Source organism: Pseudomonas sp. NBRC 100443, from assembly GCF_030268185.1.
Classification (GTDB): Bacteria; Pseudomonadota; Gammaproteobacteria; order Pseudomonadales; family Pseudomonadaceae; genus Pseudomonas; species Pseudomonas citronellolis.
Window position 1 is genome coordinate 112250 of sequence record NZ_BSQE01000003.1, and the last position, 16080, is coordinate 128329.

Sequence of the window (16080 nt, forward strand, 5' to 3'; positions counted from 1 at the left end):
TGGGCCCCCGCGTTCGCGGGGGTGACGGGGTGGGGCAGGGCGCCGCGAGGCGCCGTGGCTTCGCTCACCCCGTCGAAAGCCATATCCCCTGAACTGTTCCGTCATTCCCGCGAACGCGGGAAACCAGAGAAAGGCCGCGTCACATGAGCCAGAACCCGAATATCAGCCCCCTCGTCCAGCTCCAGGCCCACGAACTGGCGCAGCTCATCCGCCTGCGCCAGGTCTCCTGCCGCGAGGTGATGGGCGACTACCTGGCGCACATCGAGCGCTTCAACCCGGCGGTCAACGCCCTGGTCAGCCTGCAACCGGCCGAGGCGCTGCTGGCCCAGGCCGACCAGCGCGACGCCGAGCTGGCCCGCGGCGAATACCGCGGCTGGATGCACGGCCTGCCCCACGCCATCAAGGACCTGTCGCTGACCAAGGGCATCCGCACCACCCTGGGTTCGCCGCTGTACCGCGACTACCTGCCCGAGCGCGACGGCATCATGGTCGAGCGCATCCGCGCCGCCGGCGCCATCCTCATCGGCAAGAGCAACACCCCGGAATTCGGCCTCGGCTCGCAGAGCTACAACCCGCTGTTCGGCGCCACCGGCTGCGCCTACGACCCCAGCCGCACCGCCGGCGGCAGCAGCGGCGGCGCCGCGGCGGCCCTGGCCCTGCAACTGGTGCCGGTGGCCGACGGCAGCGACATGATGGGCTCGCTGCGCAACCCGGCGGCGTTCAACAACATCGTCGGCTTCCGCCCGTCCCAGGGCCGCGTGCCCTTCGACGACGCCGCCGACCTGTTCTTCGACCAGCTCGGCTACGAAGGCCCCATGGGCCGCAGCGTGCGCGACGTGGCCCTGCTGCTGTCGGTGCAGGCCGGCGCCGACGCCCGCGCGCCGCTGTCCATCGCCGAATCCGGCAAGGCCTTCGCCGGCCCGCTGGAGCGCGACTTCAAGGGCGCGCGCCTGGGCTGGCTGGGCGACCTCGGCGGCCACCTGGCCATGGAGCGCGGCGTGCTGGAGCTGTGCCAGCGTTCGTTCGCCGACTTCCAGGCCATCGGCTGCGAGGTCGAATCCTGCGAGCTGGGCTTCTCCGCCGAACGCCTGTGGGACTGCTGGCGCACCCTGCGCCACTGGTTCGTCGCCGGCTCCCTCGGTGCCGCCTACGCCGACCCGGCCAAGCGCGAACTGCTCAAGCCGGAAGCGCACTGGGAAGTGGAGAACGGCCTGCGCCTGTCGGCCATGGACGTGTACCAGGCCACGGTGGCGCGCAGCGACTGGTACCGCGCCATCCAGCGCCTGTTCGAGCGCTACGACTACCTGCTGCTGCCCAGCGCCCAGGTGTTCCCCTTCGACAAGAACCTGCACTGGCCGAAGGAAGTCGCCGGCCGCGCCATGGATACCTACCACCGCTGGATGGAAGTGGTGATCCCCGCCACCCTGTCCGGCTGCCCTGTCGCCAACGTGCCGGTAGGCTTCAATGAACAGGGCCTGCCCATGGGCCTGCAGATCATCGGCCGGCACCAGGCCGACATGGCCGTGCTGCAACTGGCCCATGCCTACGAGCAGGCCACCCAATGGTACCGGCGCTGCCCGCCGCCGCTGCTGGCGCAGTGAGGCGCGCCGCAGAAGGAGGTTCGATGAACGTCAGCTTCTTCCAGGAACTGCTGCAGAGCATCAGCGAACGCGGCCGCCAGCTGCTGGAATCCCGCGAGCCGGCGCCGATCAGCGCCGCCTCGCTGGTGGAGGCCAGCCGCCGGCTGCTCTCCGGCCACGGCGAGGCTTCCGGCGTGGCCCTGGCGCGCCAGGTGCTGTGCGCCTACCGCGACTGCCCGGCGGAGCAGCAGAAAGCCTTCTTCGACAACCTGCTGGACGACTTCGCGCCGCCCCGCGAAGCCCTGGCCGAAGCCTGCCGGCGCTACCTGGAGAACCCCGGCGCCGAGCAGGTCACCGCGCTGTTCGAAGCCTGCGAGCCGCCGCGCCAGGAGCTGTTCCGCCGCCTCAACCAGGCCCCCGGCGGCACCGCCGAGCTGATCGCCATGCGCCGCCGGCTGCTGCAGGAGCTCAAGGAGCGGCCGCAACTGGCCGCGGTGGACCATGACCTGCAGCACCTGCTGGCCTCCTGGTTCAACCGCGGCTTCCTGGTGCTGCGGCGCATCGACTGGTCGACGCCGGCGGCGATCCTGGAAAAGATCATCCGCTACGAGGCGGTGCACGCCATCAAGGACTGGGACGACCTGCGCAGCCGCCTGCAACCGGCCGACCGCCGCTGCTTCGCGTTCTTCCACCCGGCCTTGCCGGAGGAGCCGCTGATCTTCGTCGAGGTGGCGCTGACCCGCCAGATGCCCGCCGCCATCGCGGAAATCCTCGAAGCCCACGGCGAGACCGCCGAAGCCCCGGACACCGCGGTGTTCTACTCCATCAGCAACTGCCAGGAGGGCCTGCGCGGCATCTCCTTCGGCAACTTCCTGATCAAGCAGGTGGTGGAGGAACTGGCCCGCGAAGTGCCGGGCCTCAAGCAGTACGTCACCCTCTCGCCGGTGCCTGGCTTGCGCCGCTGGCTCGACAGCCAGGCCGAGCGCCCCGAGGTCGCCGAATGCCTGAAGGCGCTCAAGCCCGACGCGCCGCCACCGCCGCGCCTGGAGCAGCCGCTGCTGGCGCTGGCCGCCGAATACTTCCTGCAGGCGAAGAACGCCCAGGGTCAGCCGCTGGACCCGGTGGCGCGCTTCCACCTGGGCAACGGCGCCCGCCTGGAACGCCTGAACTGGCGCGGCGACCTCTCCGCCGGCGGCCTGCGCCAGGCCGCCGGGCTGATGGTCAACTACCGCTACGAATTGCGTCAGATCGAGAAAAACCACGAAGCCTACGCCAACCAGGGCACGGTGATCGCCGCCAACGAGGTCAAGCGACATCTCGCCCCACCGGCCAAGCCACGCCGCTAGGAACCGCCATGAACCAGAGCCTTTTCGCCGCCGTCGGCGAGCACCTGCCCGAAGACCTGAACAAACCCTTCCTCCGCACCCCGGACGGTGGCGGCTACAGCTACGCCGGAATGCTGCGCAGCAGCGCGCAGTTCGCCCACGCCCTGGTGGAGCTCGGCGTGCAGCCGGGCGACCGCGTCGCCGTGCAGGTGGACAAGAGCCCCGAGGCGGTCATGCTCTACCTCGGCACCCTGCGCGCCGGCGCGGTCTACCTGCCGCTGAACAGCGGCTACACCAGCGACGAACTGAGCTATTTCCTCGGCGACGCCGAGCCGTCGCTGTTCGTCTGCACCCCGGCCTTCGAGGAGCAGGCCGGGGCGCTGGCGCAGCAATGCGGCGTGGCCCGCGTGGCGAGCCTCGGCCAGCGCTGCGAAGGCAGCCTGATGCCCCATGTGGAAGGCAAGCCGGGGCGCTTCGCGGACGTCGAACGCAGCGCCGACGACCTCGCCGCCATCCTCTACACCTCCGGCACCACCGGGCGTTCCAAGGGAGCCATGATCAGCCACGGCAACCTGGTCTCCAACGCCCGCGCGCTGGTCGAAGCCTGGGCCATCACCGGCGAGGACTGGCTGCTGCACGCGCTGCCGATCTTCCACATCCACGGCCTGTTCGTGGCCATCAACAGCCTGCTGATGGCCGGTGGCTCGCTGCTGTACGTGGACAAGTTCGACGCCGCCGAAGTGCTGCGCCTGCTGCCCCGGGTGAACCTGCTGATGGGGGTGCCGACCTTCTACACTCGCCTGCTCGACCAGCCGGGGCTGACCCGCGAAGCGGTGGCGCACATGCGCCTGTTCGTCTCCGGCTCGGCGCCGCTCACCGCCGAGACGCACAAGGCCTTCCGCGAACGCACCGGGGTGGCGATCCTGGAACGCTACGGCATGACCGAGACCGGCATGAACACCTCCAACCCGCTGAATGGCGAACGCATCGCCGGCACCGTCGGCTTCCCGCTGCCGGGCGTGGAACTGCGCATCACCGATCCGGGCGAGAAAGAGGCGAAGCTGCTGCCGCAGGGCGAGCCGGGGATGATCGAAGTGCGTGGCCCCAACGTGTTCCGCGGCTACTGGCGCATGCCCGAGAAGACTGCCGAGGAACTGCGCGCGGACGGCTTCTTCATGACCGGCGACATCGGCTTCATCGACGACAAGGGCTACGTGCAGATCGTCGGCCGCAGCAAGGACATGATCATCAGCGGCGGCTACAACGTGTACCCGAAGGAGCTGGAACAACTCATCGACACCCTGCCGGGCGTGGCTGAATCGGCGGTGATCGGCGTGCCGCACCGCGACTTCGGCGAAGGCGTGACGGCGGTGGTGGTGGCCAAACCGGGCGAGGCGCCGAGCGAGGCGGACATCCTGGCCGGCCTGGATGGCCACCTGGCGCGCTACAAACAGCCCAAGCGGGTGGTGTTCGTGGACGCGCTGCCGCGCAACGTGATGGGCAAGGTGCAGAAGAACCAGCTGCGCGAGCGCTTCAAGCAGTTGTACGCCTGAACGTAGGGCGGATAACCGTTCGCGGTTATCCGCCGATGATCCCGGCGCGATAACGGCTTTTCGTAGGAGCGAGGGGGACGCCTAGTTCTTGCTCGCGAACAGTGCTCGCCGGTGAGCTCGGTGTATTGGATGGACTCCGCAACCCTCTCCCCAGCCCTCTCCCTGAAGGGAGAGGGGGCTAGTCCGTGCCGAGAGACGTGATGGTTTCAGCCGGAACCTGCCGGGCTAACCGGCTAACTCCAAAACACCCGCCTCTGCCCAACGGTCCCCTCTCCCTTCAGGGAGAGGGGGCTATCCGTGCCGTCGATGGTTTTCGTGCCATCCAGCAACACCGGCGTGGCCGGCGAGCGCCGATATCACACTTCACACCGAACGGTCCCCTCTCCCTTCAGGGAGAGGGTTAGGGAGAGGGAGCGGACTCTCCCCCAAACACCATCACATCAGGCGCGCACCTGCACCACCACCTTCCCAACAGCCCGCCGCTGCCCCAGGTGATCGATCGCTTCCCCAGCCTTCTCCAACGGATAGGTCTGCGAAACCAGCGGCTTCAACTTGCCCTCGGCAAACCACTGGAACAACTGCTGGAAGTTCGCCGCATTGTCCTGCGGCTGGCGCTGGGCGAAGGCGCCCCAGAACACGCCCACCAGCGAGGCGCCCTTGAGCAGCGGCAGGTTGGCCGGCAGCGACGGGATGGTGCCGCTGGCGAAGCCCACCACCAGCAGGCGGCCGTTCCAGGCGATGCTGCGGAAGGCTTCCTCGAACAGCTCGCCGCCCACCGGGTCGTAGATCACGTCCACGCCCTGGCCGCCGGTGATTTCCTTGAGCTTGTCCTTCAGGCTGCCTTCGCTGTAGTTGAGCAGCACGTCGGCGCCGGCGGCCTTGGCCACTTCCAGCTTGGCGTCGCTGCTGGCCGCGGCTATCACTTTAGCGCCCATGGCCTTGCCGATTTCCACCGCCGCCAGGCCGACGCCGCCGGAGGCGCCGAGCACCAGCAGGGTTTCGCCCGGCTGCAGGTTGCCGCGCTGCTTCAGCGCGTGCATCGAGGTTCCGTAGGTCATGCCGAAGGCGGCGGCGGTGGTGAAGTCCATGCCCGCCGGGATCGGCAGCACGTTGTAGGCGCCCACCGCCACCTGCTCGGCGAAGCTGCCCCAGCCGGTCAGGGCGATGACGCGGTCGCCGGGCTTCACGTGGGAAACCTTCTCGCCCACCGCCGCGACCACGCCGGCGGCCTCGCCGCCCGGGGCGAAGGGGAAGGGCGGCTTGAACTGGTACTTGCCCTCGATGATCAGGGTGTCGGGGAAGTTCACTCCGGCGGCGTGGACGTCCAGCAGCACTTCGTTCTTCGCAGGCGTGGGGCTGGCGACTTCTTCCAGCACCAGGGTTTCGGCGGGGCCGAAGGCTTTGCACAGCAAGGCTTTCATCGGAGGTACTCCTTTCGTGTAATGCCCGGCAGTGTAGGAGTGGCGGGGCGGGGGGCAAATCAGTATGGTCCCGGCTTATGCCCGTGCATAACCGCCGGGCTTGGGCCGCGCGCCCGGTATGGCTATGCTTGCCGGCATCGTGCATGGAGAAGTCGCCTTGAAAGCCCTGATCGCCCTGTCGCTGGCCCTGTTCCTCAGCCCCCTGATGGCTTCCGAGGAGGCCAAGCCGGAAGACGCCAACAAACCGCTGTTCGTCGACCTCACCCCGGCCCTGGTGGGCAACTACGGCAGCGGCCCGAAACTGAAGTACTACAAGGCCGACATCGCCCTGAAGGTCACCGGCAAGGAGGCCGAGGAGAAGGTCGAGCACCACGAGCCGCTGATCCGCAACCAGCTGATCATGCTGTTCGCCCAGCAGACCGACGAGAGCCTCGGCAGCGTCGAGGCCAAGGAGAAACTGCGCCAGGAGGCGCTCAAGCAGGTACAGACGGTCCTCAAAGAAGAGGAAGGGAAGCCGCTGGTGGACGATCTGCTGTTCAACAACCTGATCGTGCAGCCCTGACAAGGCACAGGTTTCGCGCGTTTTCGCCCGCTATCCAGGTCTTTTCGGGCGGCTCTGACCTGTATCAAGGCCTTTTCCCCTCCCTTCGCTGAAGATCCCTACAAGATCGCTCTGATGAGCGTTGACCAGGGGGTACGATGAAGGGAAATTCGAAACGCTGGCTGTTCCGCGGCGGCGTGCTCGCGGCCTGCGCCGTGGTCGCCGCGCTGGCCTGGCAGACGCTCAAGCCCAACGGCCTGGGCGAAGGCTTCGCCAGCGGCAACGGGCGCATCGAGGCCACCGAGGTGGACGTGGCCACCAAGCTGCCCGGCCGCGTGGCCGAGATCAAGGTGGACGAGGGCGACTTCGTCAAGACCGGCGAAGTGGTCGCGCGCATGGACACCCAGGTGCTGGAAGCGCAGCTGGCCCAGGCCCAGGCCGAGGTGCGCCGGGCGCAGAACGCCAAGCTCACCGCCGAATCCGTGGTGACCCAGCGCAACAGCGAGAAGAGCACCGCCGAGGCAGTGGTGGCCCAGCGCCAGGCCGAACTCACCGCCGCGCAGAAGCGCTTCACCCGCACCGAACAACTGGTCAGGCGCAACGCCCTGCCGCAACAGCAATTGGACGACGACCGCGCCGTGCTGCAGAGCGCCCAGGCCGCGCTGTCCGCCGCGCGTTCCCAGGTGATCTCGGCCCAGGCCGCCATCGAGGCCGGGCGTTCCCAGGTGATCGAGGCGCAATCGGCCATCGAGGCGGCCACCGCCAGCGTCGCCCGGCTGCAGGCCGACATCGACGACAGCCTGCTGCGCGCCCCCCGCGATGGCCGCGTGCAGTACCGCGTGGCGCAGCCCGGCGAGGTGCTGGCCGCCGGCGGCAAGCTGCTCAACATGGTCGACCTGACCGACGTCTACATGACCTTCTTCCTGCCCTCGGCCCAGGCCGGCCGCGTGGAGCTTGGCCAGGAAGTGCACCTGGTGATAGACGCGGTGCCGCAGTACGTGATCCCGGCCAAGGTCTCCTACGTCGCCAGCGTCGCCCAGTTCACGCCCAAGACCGTGGAAACCGCCAACGAGCGCGAGAAGCTGATGTTCCGCGTCAAGGCGCGCCTGGACCCGGCGCTGCTGGAGAAATACATCACCTACGTGAAGACCGGCGTGCCCGGCATGGCCTACCTGCGCCTGGACCCTGAGGCGCAATGGCCGGACAACCTGCAGATCAAGGTTCCGCAATGAGCGCCCCGCACACCGCGGTGGCCAGCCTGGCCGGCGTGTCGCTGCGCTACGGGCAGACCCGCGCGGTGGACGACGTGACGCTGGACATCCCGGCCAACCGTATGGTCGGCCTGATCGGCCCGGACGGCGTCGGCAAATCCAGCCTGCTGGCGCTGATCGCCGGCGCGCGCAAGCTGCAGGACGGCCAGGTGCACGTGCTCGGCGGCGACATGCGCGACGCCCGCCACCGCCGCGCGGTGTGCCCGCGCATCGCCTACATGCCCCAGGGCCTGGGCAAGAACCTCTACCCGACGCTCTCGGTGTTCGAGAACGTCGACTTCTTCGGCCGCCTGTTCGGCCACGACAAGGCCGAGCGCGAGCGGCGCATCGCCGACCTGCTGCACAGCACCGGCCTTGCGCCCTTCGCCGAGCGCCCGGCGGGCAAGCTCTCCGGCGGAATGAAGCAGAAGCTCGGGCTGTGCTGCGCGCTGATCCACGACCCCGACCTGCTGATCCTCGACGAGCCCACCACCGGCGTCGACCCGCTGTCGCGCAACCAGTTCTGGGAACTGATCGGGCGCATCCGCGCCGGCCGCCAGGGCATGAGCGTGCTGGTGGCCACCGCCTACATGGAGGAGGCCGAGCGCTTCGACACCCTGGTGGCGATGGACGAGGGCAAGGTGCTGGCCACCGGCACCCCGGCCGAGCTGCGCGAGCACACCGGCACGCAAAGCCTGGAAGCGGCCTTCGTCGCGCTGTTGCCCGAGCGCAAGCGCGCCGGCCACCATGAACTGGTGATCCCGCCGCGCCAGCACAGCGAGGGCGCGCCGCAGATCGCCATCGAGGCCGAGGGGCTGACCTGCCGCTTCGGCGACTTCGTCGCGGTGGACCACGTCAGCTTCCGCATCGAGCGCGGGGAAATCTTCGGCTTCCTCGGCTCCAACGGCTGCGGCAAGTCCACCACCATGAAGATGCTCACCGGCCTGCTGCCGGCCAGCGAGGGCAGTTGCGCGCTGTTCGGCCAGCCAGTGAACGCCAAGGACATGGCCACCCGCCGCCGGGTGGGCTACATGTCCCAGGCCTTCTCGCTGTATGCCGAGCTGACGGTGCTGCAGAACCTGGAACTGCACGCCAAGCTGTTCCACCTGCCGAGCGAGCAGATAGGCCCGCGGGTGGAGGAGATGCTCGCGCGCTTCGACCTCGGCAAGGTCCGCGACGAGTTGCCCGACAGCCTGCCGCTGGGCATCCGCCAGCGCCTGTCGCTGGCCGTGGCGGTGATCCACAAGCCGGAAATCCTCATCCTCGACGAGCCCACCTCGGGCGTCGACCCGGTGGCCCGCGACGGCTTCTGGCAGCTGATGGTCGAGCTGTCGCGGCGCGACGGGGTGACCATCTTCATCTCCACCCACTTCATGAACGAGGCCCAGCGCTGCGACCGCATCTCGCTGATGCACGCCGGCAAGGTGCTGGACAGCGACACCCCGCAGGGCCTGATCGACAAGCGCGGCCTGCCGACCCTGGAGGCGACCTTCATCGCCTACCTGGAGGAGGCCGCCGGCAGCGCCGCGCCGCCGCCCGAGCCGCAGGCGCCGGCCAGCACCGTCGACGAACAGGCGCCGCACAAGCCGCAGCGCCAGCGCTTCAGCCCGCTGCGCCTGTTCAGCTATGCGCGGCGCGAATCCATGGAACTGCGCCGCGACCCCATCCGCCTGACCCTGGCGCTGTTGGGCACGGCGCTGCTGATGTTCATCATCGGCTACGGCATCAACATGGACGTCGAGGACCTGTCCTACGCCGTGCTCGACCGCGACCAGACCACCACCAGCCAGGCCTACGCGCTGAACATCGCCGGCTCGCGCTACTTCGTCGAGCACCCGGCGATCCGCGACCCCGACGACCTCGACCGGCGCCTGCGCAGCGGCGAGCTGAGCCTGGCGCTGGAGATCCCGCCGCACTTCGGCCGCGACCTCAAGCGCGGCGACGACCCGGCTATCGGCGTGTGGATCGACGGCGCCATGCCCACCCGCGCCAACACCGTGCAGGGCTACGTGCAGGGCCTGCACGGCAGCTACCTGGCCGAGCTGGCCCGGCAGAGCGGCAACGCCGAGGCCAGCGCGGCGGCCAGCACCGAGGTGCGCTACCGCTACAACCCCGACGTGGAGAGCCTCAAGGCCATGGTCCCGGCGGTGATCCCGCTGCTGCTGATCATGATTCCGGCGATGCTCACCGCCCTGGGCGTGGTGCGCGAGAAGGAACTGGGTTCGATCACCAACCTCTACGTCACTCCGGTGACGCGCTTGGAATTCCTGCTCGGCAAGCAGCTGCCCTACATCGGCATGGGCATGGTCAACTTCGTGCTGATGCTGGCCATGGCGGTGCTGCTGTTCCAGGTGCCGCTCAAGGGCAGCCTGCTGGCGCTGAGCCTAGGCGCGCTGCTGTACGTGATCACCAGCACCGGCCTCGGCCTGCTGCTGTCGACCTTCATGAAGAGCCAGATCGCCGCGGTGTTCGGCACCGCCATCGCCACCATGATCCCGGCCATCCAGTTCGCCGGGCTGATCCACCCGGTGTCTTCGCTTGAGGGCGCGGCGGCGCTGATCGGCAAGCTCTACCCGACCTCGCACTTCCTGATCATCAGCCGCGGCACCTTCTCCAAGGCCCTGGGCCTGAGCGACCTGTGGCTCTACTACCTGCCGCTGCTGGCGGCCATCGGCGTGCTGACGCTGCTCAGCGTGCTCCTGTTGAAGAAGCAGGAGGATTGAGCGATGAAGAAACTGGCGAACATCTTCAACCTGGGCATCAAGGAGTTCCGCAGCCTCGGCCGCGACTACGCGATGCTGATCCTGATCGCCTGGGCCTTCACCCTGGGCGTCTACAGCTCCGCCACCGGCGTGCCGGAAACCCTGCACCACGCGCCCATCGCGGTGGTCGACGAGGACCAGTCGCAGCTCTCCTCGCGCATCGTCAACGCCTTCCAGGCACCGTACTTCCGCACCCCGGAAATGATCGGCCACGCGCAGATGGACCGCGGCATGGACACCGGCCTGTACACCTTCACCCTGGACATCCCGCCGGACTTCCAGCGCGACGTGCTGGCCGGCCGCCAGCCGGCGGTGCAGGTCAACGTCGACGCCACCCAGACCGCCCAGGCCTTCTCCGGCGCCGGCTACATCCAGAACATCGTCGCCACCGAGGTGCGCGAGTTCGTCAGCCGCTACCGCAGCGAGCCGGGCATGCCGGCGGAGCTGGCGGTACGCATGGAGTTCAACCCGAACCTGACCCAGGCCTGGTTCGGCGCGGTGATGGAGGTGATCAACCAGATCACCATGCTGTCGATCATCCTCACCGGCGCGGCGCTGATCCGTGAGCGCGAGCACGGCACCGTCGAGCACCTGCTGGTGATGCCGCTGACCGCCTTCGAGATCATGCTGGCCAAGGTCTGGTCGATGGGCGTGGTGGTGCTGGCGGCGGCCGCGCTGTCGCTGCAGCTGGTGGTGCGCGGCTGGCTGGACGTGCCGATCAGCGGCTCGCTGGCGCTGTTCCTGCTGGGCGCGGCGCTGCACCTGTTCGCCACCACTTCGATGGGCATCTTCCTCGGCACGGTGGCGCGCTCGATGCCGCAGCTGGGGCTGCTGGTGATCCTCACCCTGATGCCGCTGCAGATCCTCTCCGGCGGCACCACGCCGCGCGAGAGCATGCCGGAGCTGGTGCAGAACATCATGCTGTTCGCCCCGACCACGCACTTCGTCAGCCTGGCCCAGGCCATCCTGTTCCGCGGCGCCGGGCTGGCCATCGTCTGGCCGCAACTGCTGGCGATCATTGGTATCGGCGCGGCGTTTTTCTGCGGGGCGTTGTGGCGGTTCCGCAGGACTATTTCGCAGATGGCTTGATGTGGGGGGCTTGCTCGTGAATTGGGGGGCTCGGTGTGTTGGATGGACTCCGCAACCCTCTCCCCAGCCCTCTCCCTGAAGGGAGAGGGGGCTAGTTCGTGCCAAGAAAGGTGATGGTGTCAGCCGGAAACCGCTGGTGCTGCCGGCTGACTCAGGAATACCCAAGCGCTCCGAACGGTCCCCTCTCCCTTCAGGGAGAGGGTTAGGGAGAGGGCGCTCTTCGGGATGAACACCAAGCGGTCACCGGCAAACACCGTTCGCGAGCAAGCTCGCTCCTACGAAAAGCATCTCTGCCCAATTGGGCGCCCACCCGACGACCGGCCTGCGTCCTAGCGTCGCGCCAACCCAAGAATGATCTTCCACTGCTCCTCGCTCACCGGCATAACCGACAAACGGCTGCCGCGCTGCACCAGGGCCAGCTCCTCCAGCCCGGCGGCGGCGCGGATGGTGGCCAGCGGCAGCACTTCCCTGAACGCCTCCACGAAGCTCACGTCCCGCGCGCTCCAGGGGTTCTTCTCGGCGCTGGCCTTGGCGTCGTGGTAGGGGCTCTGCGGGTCCAGCGCCGTGGGATCGGGGTAGGCCTCGCCATCGATGCGGGCGATGCCGGCCACGCCTGGCTGCGGGCAGCTGGAGTGGTAGAAGAAGAACAGGTCGCCGGGCTGCATGCTGCGCACGAAGTTGCGCGCCTGGTAGTTGCGCACGCCGTCCCAGCGCGCCTTGCCCAGGCGCTGCAGGTCATGGATCGACAGTTCGTCGGGTTCGGATTTCATCAGCCAGTGCGGCATGATCCTTGCTCCAGTTTCGCCGTTTTTGTGGGAAGCGACTGACTCCGACGACTGGACCAGGCATGGAATTGCGAGACGCTTTCCATTGTCGGAGAATGCCGCCGTTTTCAGCTTGGCACGCGCCGGACGGACCAAAAACCACCGCCGGCCATCGTTGACAGTTTGCCTGGAAGGGGGAGGCAATCGATGAAGCGTAAGCCCGATCTGTTGTGGGTGCTGGTGATTCTTTTCGGCCTGGGCGTTGTCACCACCGGTTACACCCAGAGCCTGTGGGATCGCCAGGGCGAGGTCCCGGTCCAGGTGACCAAACAGCCCTGATCCACCCCGCCGGGCGCCGCAGGGAACGCGGCGCCTAGGCGAGCGCGCCGTACCAGCCGGCGTCGCTGACGATGCCCTGCAGCGGCACATCCCAGCTGGCCAGGTCCAGCCTGTCCACCTTCTGGCATTCGTGCGCCAGGCCCAAAAGTGTCGGTTTGCGCCAGATTTTGCGCCTGCCCAGGTACGCCAGGGTGCGGTCGTAGAAACCCTTGCCCATCCCCAGGCGCCCACCCCGTTCGTCGAAACCCACCAGCGGCAGCAGCACCAGGTCCAGCGCCCAGGGCTCGCGCTGGCGGCCGCGGTCCGGCAGCGGCTCGGCGATGCCGTAGCGGTTTTTCCGCCAGCGCTCGCCGTTGCCGACGCGCTGGAAGGTCATGTGGGTGTGCGGCCAGCGGCTGAGCACCGGCAGGTAGGTGGCCTTGCCGCGTTTCTGCGCGGCCTCGAGCAGCGGGCGCGGGTCGATCTCGCCGTCGGCGGGCAGGTACAGGGCGATGTGGCGGGCGCGGCGGAACAGCGGGTGTTGCGCCATGCGGCGCTGCAGGTCGCGGGCAGCCTGGCGTTGCTGTTGCGCGCTGAGCTTGCGGCGGGCCTGGCGCAGCAGACGGCGCAGGGCGGCGCGGGAAAGGTCTTGGGCGTGGATCATGGTAGGAGGAAAGCTCCCCGGACATGCCGCTGTCGGGTTAGCCCTTGAACCCGAAAGTTCAAGGTGGCGGTTGCAGTAGGCTTTAAGGCTTTCCGTCGTGCGGACATGCACACCAGCCCAACTGGCAACCTCCGTTGTTGCGATTATCGGCTCAGGGACATCACCGACTGGCCAACACACCAGGGAGCGTGGCCAGTATACCCCAGGGTTTTCTCCGGGGTCAGTCTTCCCGCCCGGGCTGATCGGTGGTAAGAGCGCGGTCCACGCGCTCGAGCAGTTCGCGCACGCGTTCGCGGGTGCTGCTGTGCTCGTTGTCCATGCGCTCCTGCTTGTGCAGCAGGTCGTGGGTGATGTTCAGCGCGGCCATCACGGCGACGCGGTCGGCGCCGATGACCTTCCCGCTCGAGCGGATCTCGCGCATCTTGCTGTCCAGGTAGCGCGCGGCGCTTTCCAGGTTGACGCGCTCCTCGGCGGGGCAGGTGATGCAGTATTCCTTGTCGAGAATCTGCACGTTCAGGGTGTTCGTCTGGCTCATGAGTCCTGCTCCAGGGCTTTCAGGCGCAAAATCATCGCTTCGACCTTGTGGCGCGCCAATTCGTTCTTCTCGATCAGATGAGCGCGCTCTTCGCGCCAACTTTTCTCGTTGGCCCGCAGCAGCCGGTTCTCCGCCTTGAGCTGTTCCAGGCGCTGGAGCAGGAGGTCGAATTTGGCGATCAGCGTTTGCAGGTCGGCGTCTTCCATGGGCTCTCGCTTGGGCAAGGGGATGACCGGAAACTATACAAGGTACGGCACCGCACGGGGTTGCCCGACATGCCGTCGCATGGTCTGAGCGCGCCCGGCGGTGCTAGGATAGCCACTCTCATTCTATGCATAGCGCCTGGTGGCGCCTAGCGTCGATATTCAGGTCCCGCGCATGTCCACAGTAAATTCCGCCTACACCGCTTTCGCCAACCTGCTCGCCGAGGCGGCCCTGCCGATCTCCCCGGCGGAACTGCACGGCCACCTGCTCGGGCGCGTCTGCGCCGGCGCCGGCTTCGATCAGGGCGAGTGGCTGCAGGCCGCCTCCGAACTGCTCGGCGGCGAACTCAGCGAGCGCCTGCAGGCGGCCCTGGGCGGCCTGCTGGGCATGGTCCAGCAGGACCTGAGCGCCGGCGAGATGGCCGTGGTGCTGATGCTGCCCAACGACGACGCCCCGCTGGCCGAGCGCGCCCAGGCCCTGGGCCAGTGGTGCCAGGGTTTCCTCGCCGGTTTCGGCCTGGCGCTGCGCCAGGCCGGCCTGTCCGACGAGGCCGACGAAGTGCTCCAGGACATCGCCGCCATCGCCCAGGTCCAGGGCCAGCTGGAAGAGTCCGAGGACGGCGAGACGGACTACATGGAAGTCCAGGAATACCTGCGGGTCGCCCCGCTGCTGCTGTTCTCCGAATTCGGCAAGGTGCCGGCGCCGGCCGACAAACCCTCCCTGCACTGAGGTAGCTGCATGATCCGTATCGCCAAACCGGAATACGCCCGTCGGCGCAAGGCGCTGATGGCGCAGATGGAGCCCAACAGCATCGCCATCCTGCCCGCGGCGCCGATGTACATCCGCAACCGCGACGTCGAGCACGTCTACCGCCAGGACAGCGACTTCCAGTACCTCACCGGCTTCCCCGAGCCGGAAGCGGTGATGGCGCTGATCCCCGGCCGCGAGCACGGTGAGTACGTACTGTTCTGCCGCGAACGCGACCCCGAGCGTGAGCTGTGGGACGGCCTGCGCGCCGGCCAGGACGGCGCGATCAAGGACTTCGGCGCCGACGACGCCTTCCCCATCGGCGACATCGACGACATCCTCCCAGGCCTGATCGAGGGCCGCGACCGCGTCTACTACGCGCTGGGCGCCAACCCCGAGTTCGACCGCCGGCTGATGGACTGGATCAACGTGATCCGCTCCAAGGCCCGCCAGGGCGCGCAGCCGCCGAACGAGTTCGTCGCCCTCGACCACCTGCTGCACGACCTGCGCCTGTACAAGAGCGCCGGCGAAGTGAAGGTGATGCGCTACGCCGCCGAGGTTTCCTGCGGCGCCCATATCCGCGCCATGCAGGCCTGCCGGCCGGGGCTGTACGAATACCACCTGGAGGCGGAGCTGGAATACGCCTTCCGCCTGGGCGGGGCGAAGATGCCGGCCTACGGCTCGATCGTCGCCACCGGGCGCAACGCCTGCATCCTGCACTACCGGGAGAACGACGCGCAGATCAAGGACGGCGACCTGATCCTGATCGACGCCGGCTGCGAGATCGACTGCTACGCCAGCGACATCACCCGCACCTTCCCGGCCAACGGCGTGTTCAGCCCCGAGCAGAAGGCCATCTACGAGCTGGTGCTGGAAGCCAACATGGCCGCCTTCGACTACATCGCCCCCGGCCGCCACTGGAACGAAGCCCACGAGGCCACCGTGCGCGTCATCACCGCCGGCCTGGTGAAGCTCGGCCTGCTCAAGGGCGACGTCGACGAACTGATCGCCAGCGAAGCCTACAAGGCCTTCTACATGCACCGCGCCGGCCACTGGCTGGGCATGGACGTGCACGATGTCGGCGAATACCGCGTCGGCGGCGAATGGCGCGTGCTCGAGCCGGGCATGTCGATGACCGTCGAGCCGGGCATCTACATCGCCCCGGACAACACCGACGTGCCGAAGAAGTGGCGCGGCATCGGCGTGCGCATCGAGGACGACGTGGTGGTGACCAGGAGCGGCTGCGAAGTGCTGACCAACGGCGTGCCCAAGACCGTCGCCGCGATCGAGGCGCTGATGGCCGAAGCCAAGGCCCAGGCGGCCTGAG

15 protein-coding genes and 1 other RNA gene are annotated in these 16080 nt (G+C 68.1%); 10 read left to right on the forward strand and 6 right to left on the reverse strand.

Annotated elements, in window-relative coordinates:
• The first annotated feature begins 143 nt into the window (after nt 1-143).
• Genes QSJ95_RS04710 through QSJ95_RS04720 form a run of 3 tightly spaced genes read left to right on the forward strand, consistent with a single transcriptional unit; the run spans nt 144 to nt 4458 of the window.
• Complete coding sequence (locus QSJ95_RS04710) at nt 144-1601, forward strand: amidase (RefSeq protein WP_285640459.1); 1458 nt, start codon at nt 144-146, stop codon at nt 1599-1601.
• A 23-nt stretch (nt 1602-1624) separates the two neighbouring features.
• Nucleotides 1625-2926 (forward strand): malonyl-CoA decarboxylase, encoded by a 1302-nt coding sequence (locus QSJ95_RS04715; RefSeq protein WP_285640461.1) that lies wholly within the window; start codon nt 1625-1627, stop codon nt 2924-2926.
• Between the two features lie 8 nt (nt 2927-2934).
• Nucleotides 2935-4458, forward strand: coding sequence for a malonate--CoA ligase (locus tag QSJ95_RS04720; protein ID WP_285640463.1), 1524 nt, complete (start codon nt 2935-2937; stop codon nt 4456-4458).
• A 440-nt stretch (nt 4459-4898) separates the two neighbouring features.
• Here the strand turns inward: QSJ95_RS04720 and QSJ95_RS04725 are convergent, their stop codons facing one another.
• Nucleotides 4899-5879, reverse strand: coding sequence for an NADPH:quinone oxidoreductase family protein (locus tag QSJ95_RS04725; protein WP_285640465.1), 981 nt, complete (start codon nt 5877-5879; stop codon nt 4899-4901).
• A 157-nt stretch (nt 5880-6036) separates the two neighbouring features.
• On the opposite strand from QSJ95_RS04725, the gene QSJ95_RS04730 reads away from it, so the two are divergent.
• From QSJ95_RS04730 to QSJ95_RS04745, 4 genes are all read left to right on the forward strand, one after another.
• Nucleotides 6037-6441 carry a flagellar basal body-associated protein FliL gene (locus tag QSJ95_RS04730; RefSeq protein WP_009615084.1) on the forward strand — a complete coding sequence of 135 codons (405 nt, stop codon included), beginning with the start codon at nt 6037-6039 and terminating at the stop codon, nt 6439-6441.
• 137 nt (nt 6442-6578) lie between these two features.
• The gene (locus tag QSJ95_RS04735) at nt 6579-7652 is read left to right on the forward strand and encodes an HlyD family secretion protein (RefSeq protein ID WP_009615086.1); all 1074 of its coding nucleotides are present in this window, start codon (nt 6579-6581) and stop codon (nt 7650-7652) included.
• The gene (rbbA, locus tag QSJ95_RS04740) at nt 7649-10393 is read left to right on the forward strand and encodes a ribosome-associated ATPase/putative transporter RbbA (protein ID WP_285640470.1); all 2745 of its coding nucleotides are present in this window, start codon (nt 7649-7651) and stop codon (nt 10391-10393) included. The genes QSJ95_RS04735 and rbbA overlap by 4 nt, the downstream gene beginning before the upstream one ends.
• A gap of 3 nt (nt 10394-10396) precedes the next feature.
• Nucleotides 10397-11521 (forward strand): ABC transporter permease, encoded by a 1125-nt coding sequence (locus tag QSJ95_RS04745; RefSeq protein WP_285640472.1) that lies wholly within the window; start codon nt 10397-10399, stop codon nt 11519-11521.
• Between the two features lie 329 nt (nt 11522-11850).
• Here the strand turns inward: QSJ95_RS04745 and QSJ95_RS04750 are convergent, their stop codons facing one another.
• Complete coding sequence (locus QSJ95_RS04750) at nt 11851-12306, reverse strand: EVE domain-containing protein (protein WP_285640474.1); 456 nt, start codon at nt 12304-12306, stop codon at nt 11851-11853.
• A gap of 186 nt (nt 12307-12492) precedes the next feature.
• Between QSJ95_RS04750 and QSJ95_RS04755 the strand changes: the two genes are divergently transcribed.
• Entirely contained in the window at nt 12493-12624 is a 132-nt protein-coding gene (locus QSJ95_RS04755; protein WP_009615095.1) for a hypothetical protein, read from the forward strand.
• 34 nt (nt 12625-12658) lie between these two features.
• On the opposite strand, the gene QSJ95_RS04760 is transcribed toward QSJ95_RS04755, so the two are convergent.
• The 4 genes from QSJ95_RS04760 to QSJ95_RS04775 form a co-directional block, all read right to left on the reverse strand.
• Complete coding sequence (locus QSJ95_RS04760; RefSeq protein ID WP_043316421.1) at nt 12659-13267, reverse strand: 5-formyltetrahydrofolate cyclo-ligase; 609 nt, start codon at nt 13265-13267, stop codon at nt 12659-12661.
• Nucleotides 13268-13277: 10 nt separating this feature from the next.
• A non-coding RNA gene (ssrS, locus tag QSJ95_RS04765) (6S RNA) lies at nt 13278-13456 on the reverse strand.
• 31 nt (nt 13457-13487) lie between these two features.
• Nucleotides 13488-13802, reverse strand: a complete 315-nt coding sequence (locus tag QSJ95_RS04770) for a cell division protein ZapA (RefSeq protein ID WP_009615099.1) — start codon at nt 13800-13802, stop codon at nt 13488-13490.
• Nucleotides 13799-14008: a TIGR02449 family protein gene (locus QSJ95_RS04775; protein ID WP_009615100.1), complete on the reverse strand. Its 210-nt coding sequence runs from the start codon at nt 14006-14008 to the stop codon at nt 13799-13801. Before QSJ95_RS04775 ends, QSJ95_RS04770 begins: the two co-directional genes overlap by 4 nt.
• A gap of 172 nt (nt 14009-14180) precedes the next feature.
• On the opposite strand from QSJ95_RS04775, the gene QSJ95_RS04780 reads away from it, so the two are divergent.
• Both QSJ95_RS04780 and pepP read left to right on the forward strand, forming a co-directional pair.
• Nucleotides 14181-14735: a UPF0149 family protein gene (locus tag QSJ95_RS04780; protein WP_043269606.1), complete on the forward strand. Its 555-nt coding sequence runs from the start codon at nt 14181-14183 to the stop codon at nt 14733-14735.
• A gap of 9 nt (nt 14736-14744) precedes the next feature.
• Nucleotides 14745-16079 (forward strand): Xaa-Pro aminopeptidase, encoded by a 1335-nt coding sequence (gene pepP, locus QSJ95_RS04785; RefSeq protein WP_285640482.1) that lies wholly within the window; start codon nt 14745-14747, stop codon nt 16077-16079.
• Nucleotide 16080: the final 1 nt, after the last annotated feature.

Coding starts and splice junctions, on each gene's coding strand:
- rbbA (WP_285640470.1), top strand. CDS start 7,649: ATGAGCGCCCCGCACACCGCGGTGGCCAGCCTGGCCGGCGTGTCGCTG.
- QSJ95_RS04750 (WP_285640474.1), bottom strand. CDS start 12,306: ATGCCGCACTGGCTGATGAAATCCGAACCCGACGAACTGTCGATCCAT.
- QSJ95_RS04780 (WP_043269606.1), top strand. CDS start 14,181: ATGTCCACAGTAAATTCCGCCTACACCGCTTTCGCCAACCTGCTCGCC.
- QSJ95_RS04760 (WP_043316421.1), bottom strand. CDS start 13,267: ATGATCCACGCCCAAGACCTTTCCCGCGCCGCCCTGCGCCGTCTGCTG.
- QSJ95_RS04745 (WP_285640472.1), top strand. CDS start 10,397: ATGAAGAAACTGGCGAACATCTTCAACCTGGGCATCAAGGAGTTCCGC.
- QSJ95_RS04715 (WP_285640461.1), top strand. CDS start 1,625: ATGAACGTCAGCTTCTTCCAGGAACTGCTGCAGAGCATCAGCGAACGC.
- QSJ95_RS04755 (WP_009615095.1), top strand. CDS start 12,493: ATGAAGCGTAAGCCCGATCTGTTGTGGGTGCTGGTGATTCTTTTCGGC.
- QSJ95_RS04725 (WP_285640465.1), bottom strand. CDS start 5,879: ATGAAAGCCTTGCTGTGCAAAGCCTTCGGCCCCGCCGAAACCCTGGTG.
- QSJ95_RS04710 (WP_285640459.1), top strand. CDS start 144: ATGAGCCAGAACCCGAATATCAGCCCCCTCGTCCAGCTCCAGGCCCAC.
- QSJ95_RS04720 (WP_285640463.1), top strand. CDS start 2,935: ATGAACCAGAGCCTTTTCGCCGCCGTCGGCGAGCACCTGCCCGAAGAC.
- QSJ95_RS04770 (WP_009615099.1), bottom strand. CDS start 13,802: ATGAGCCAGACGAACACCCTGAACGTGCAGATTCTCGACAAGGAATAC.
- pepP (WP_285640482.1), top strand. CDS start 14,745: ATGATCCGTATCGCCAAACCGGAATACGCCCGTCGGCGCAAGGCGCTG.
- QSJ95_RS04775 (WP_009615100.1), bottom strand. CDS start 14,008: ATGGAAGACGCCGACCTGCAAACGCTGATCGCCAAATTCGACCTCCTG.
- QSJ95_RS04735 (WP_009615086.1), top strand. CDS start 6,579: ATGAAGGGAAATTCGAAACGCTGGCTGTTCCGCGGCGGCGTGCTCGCG.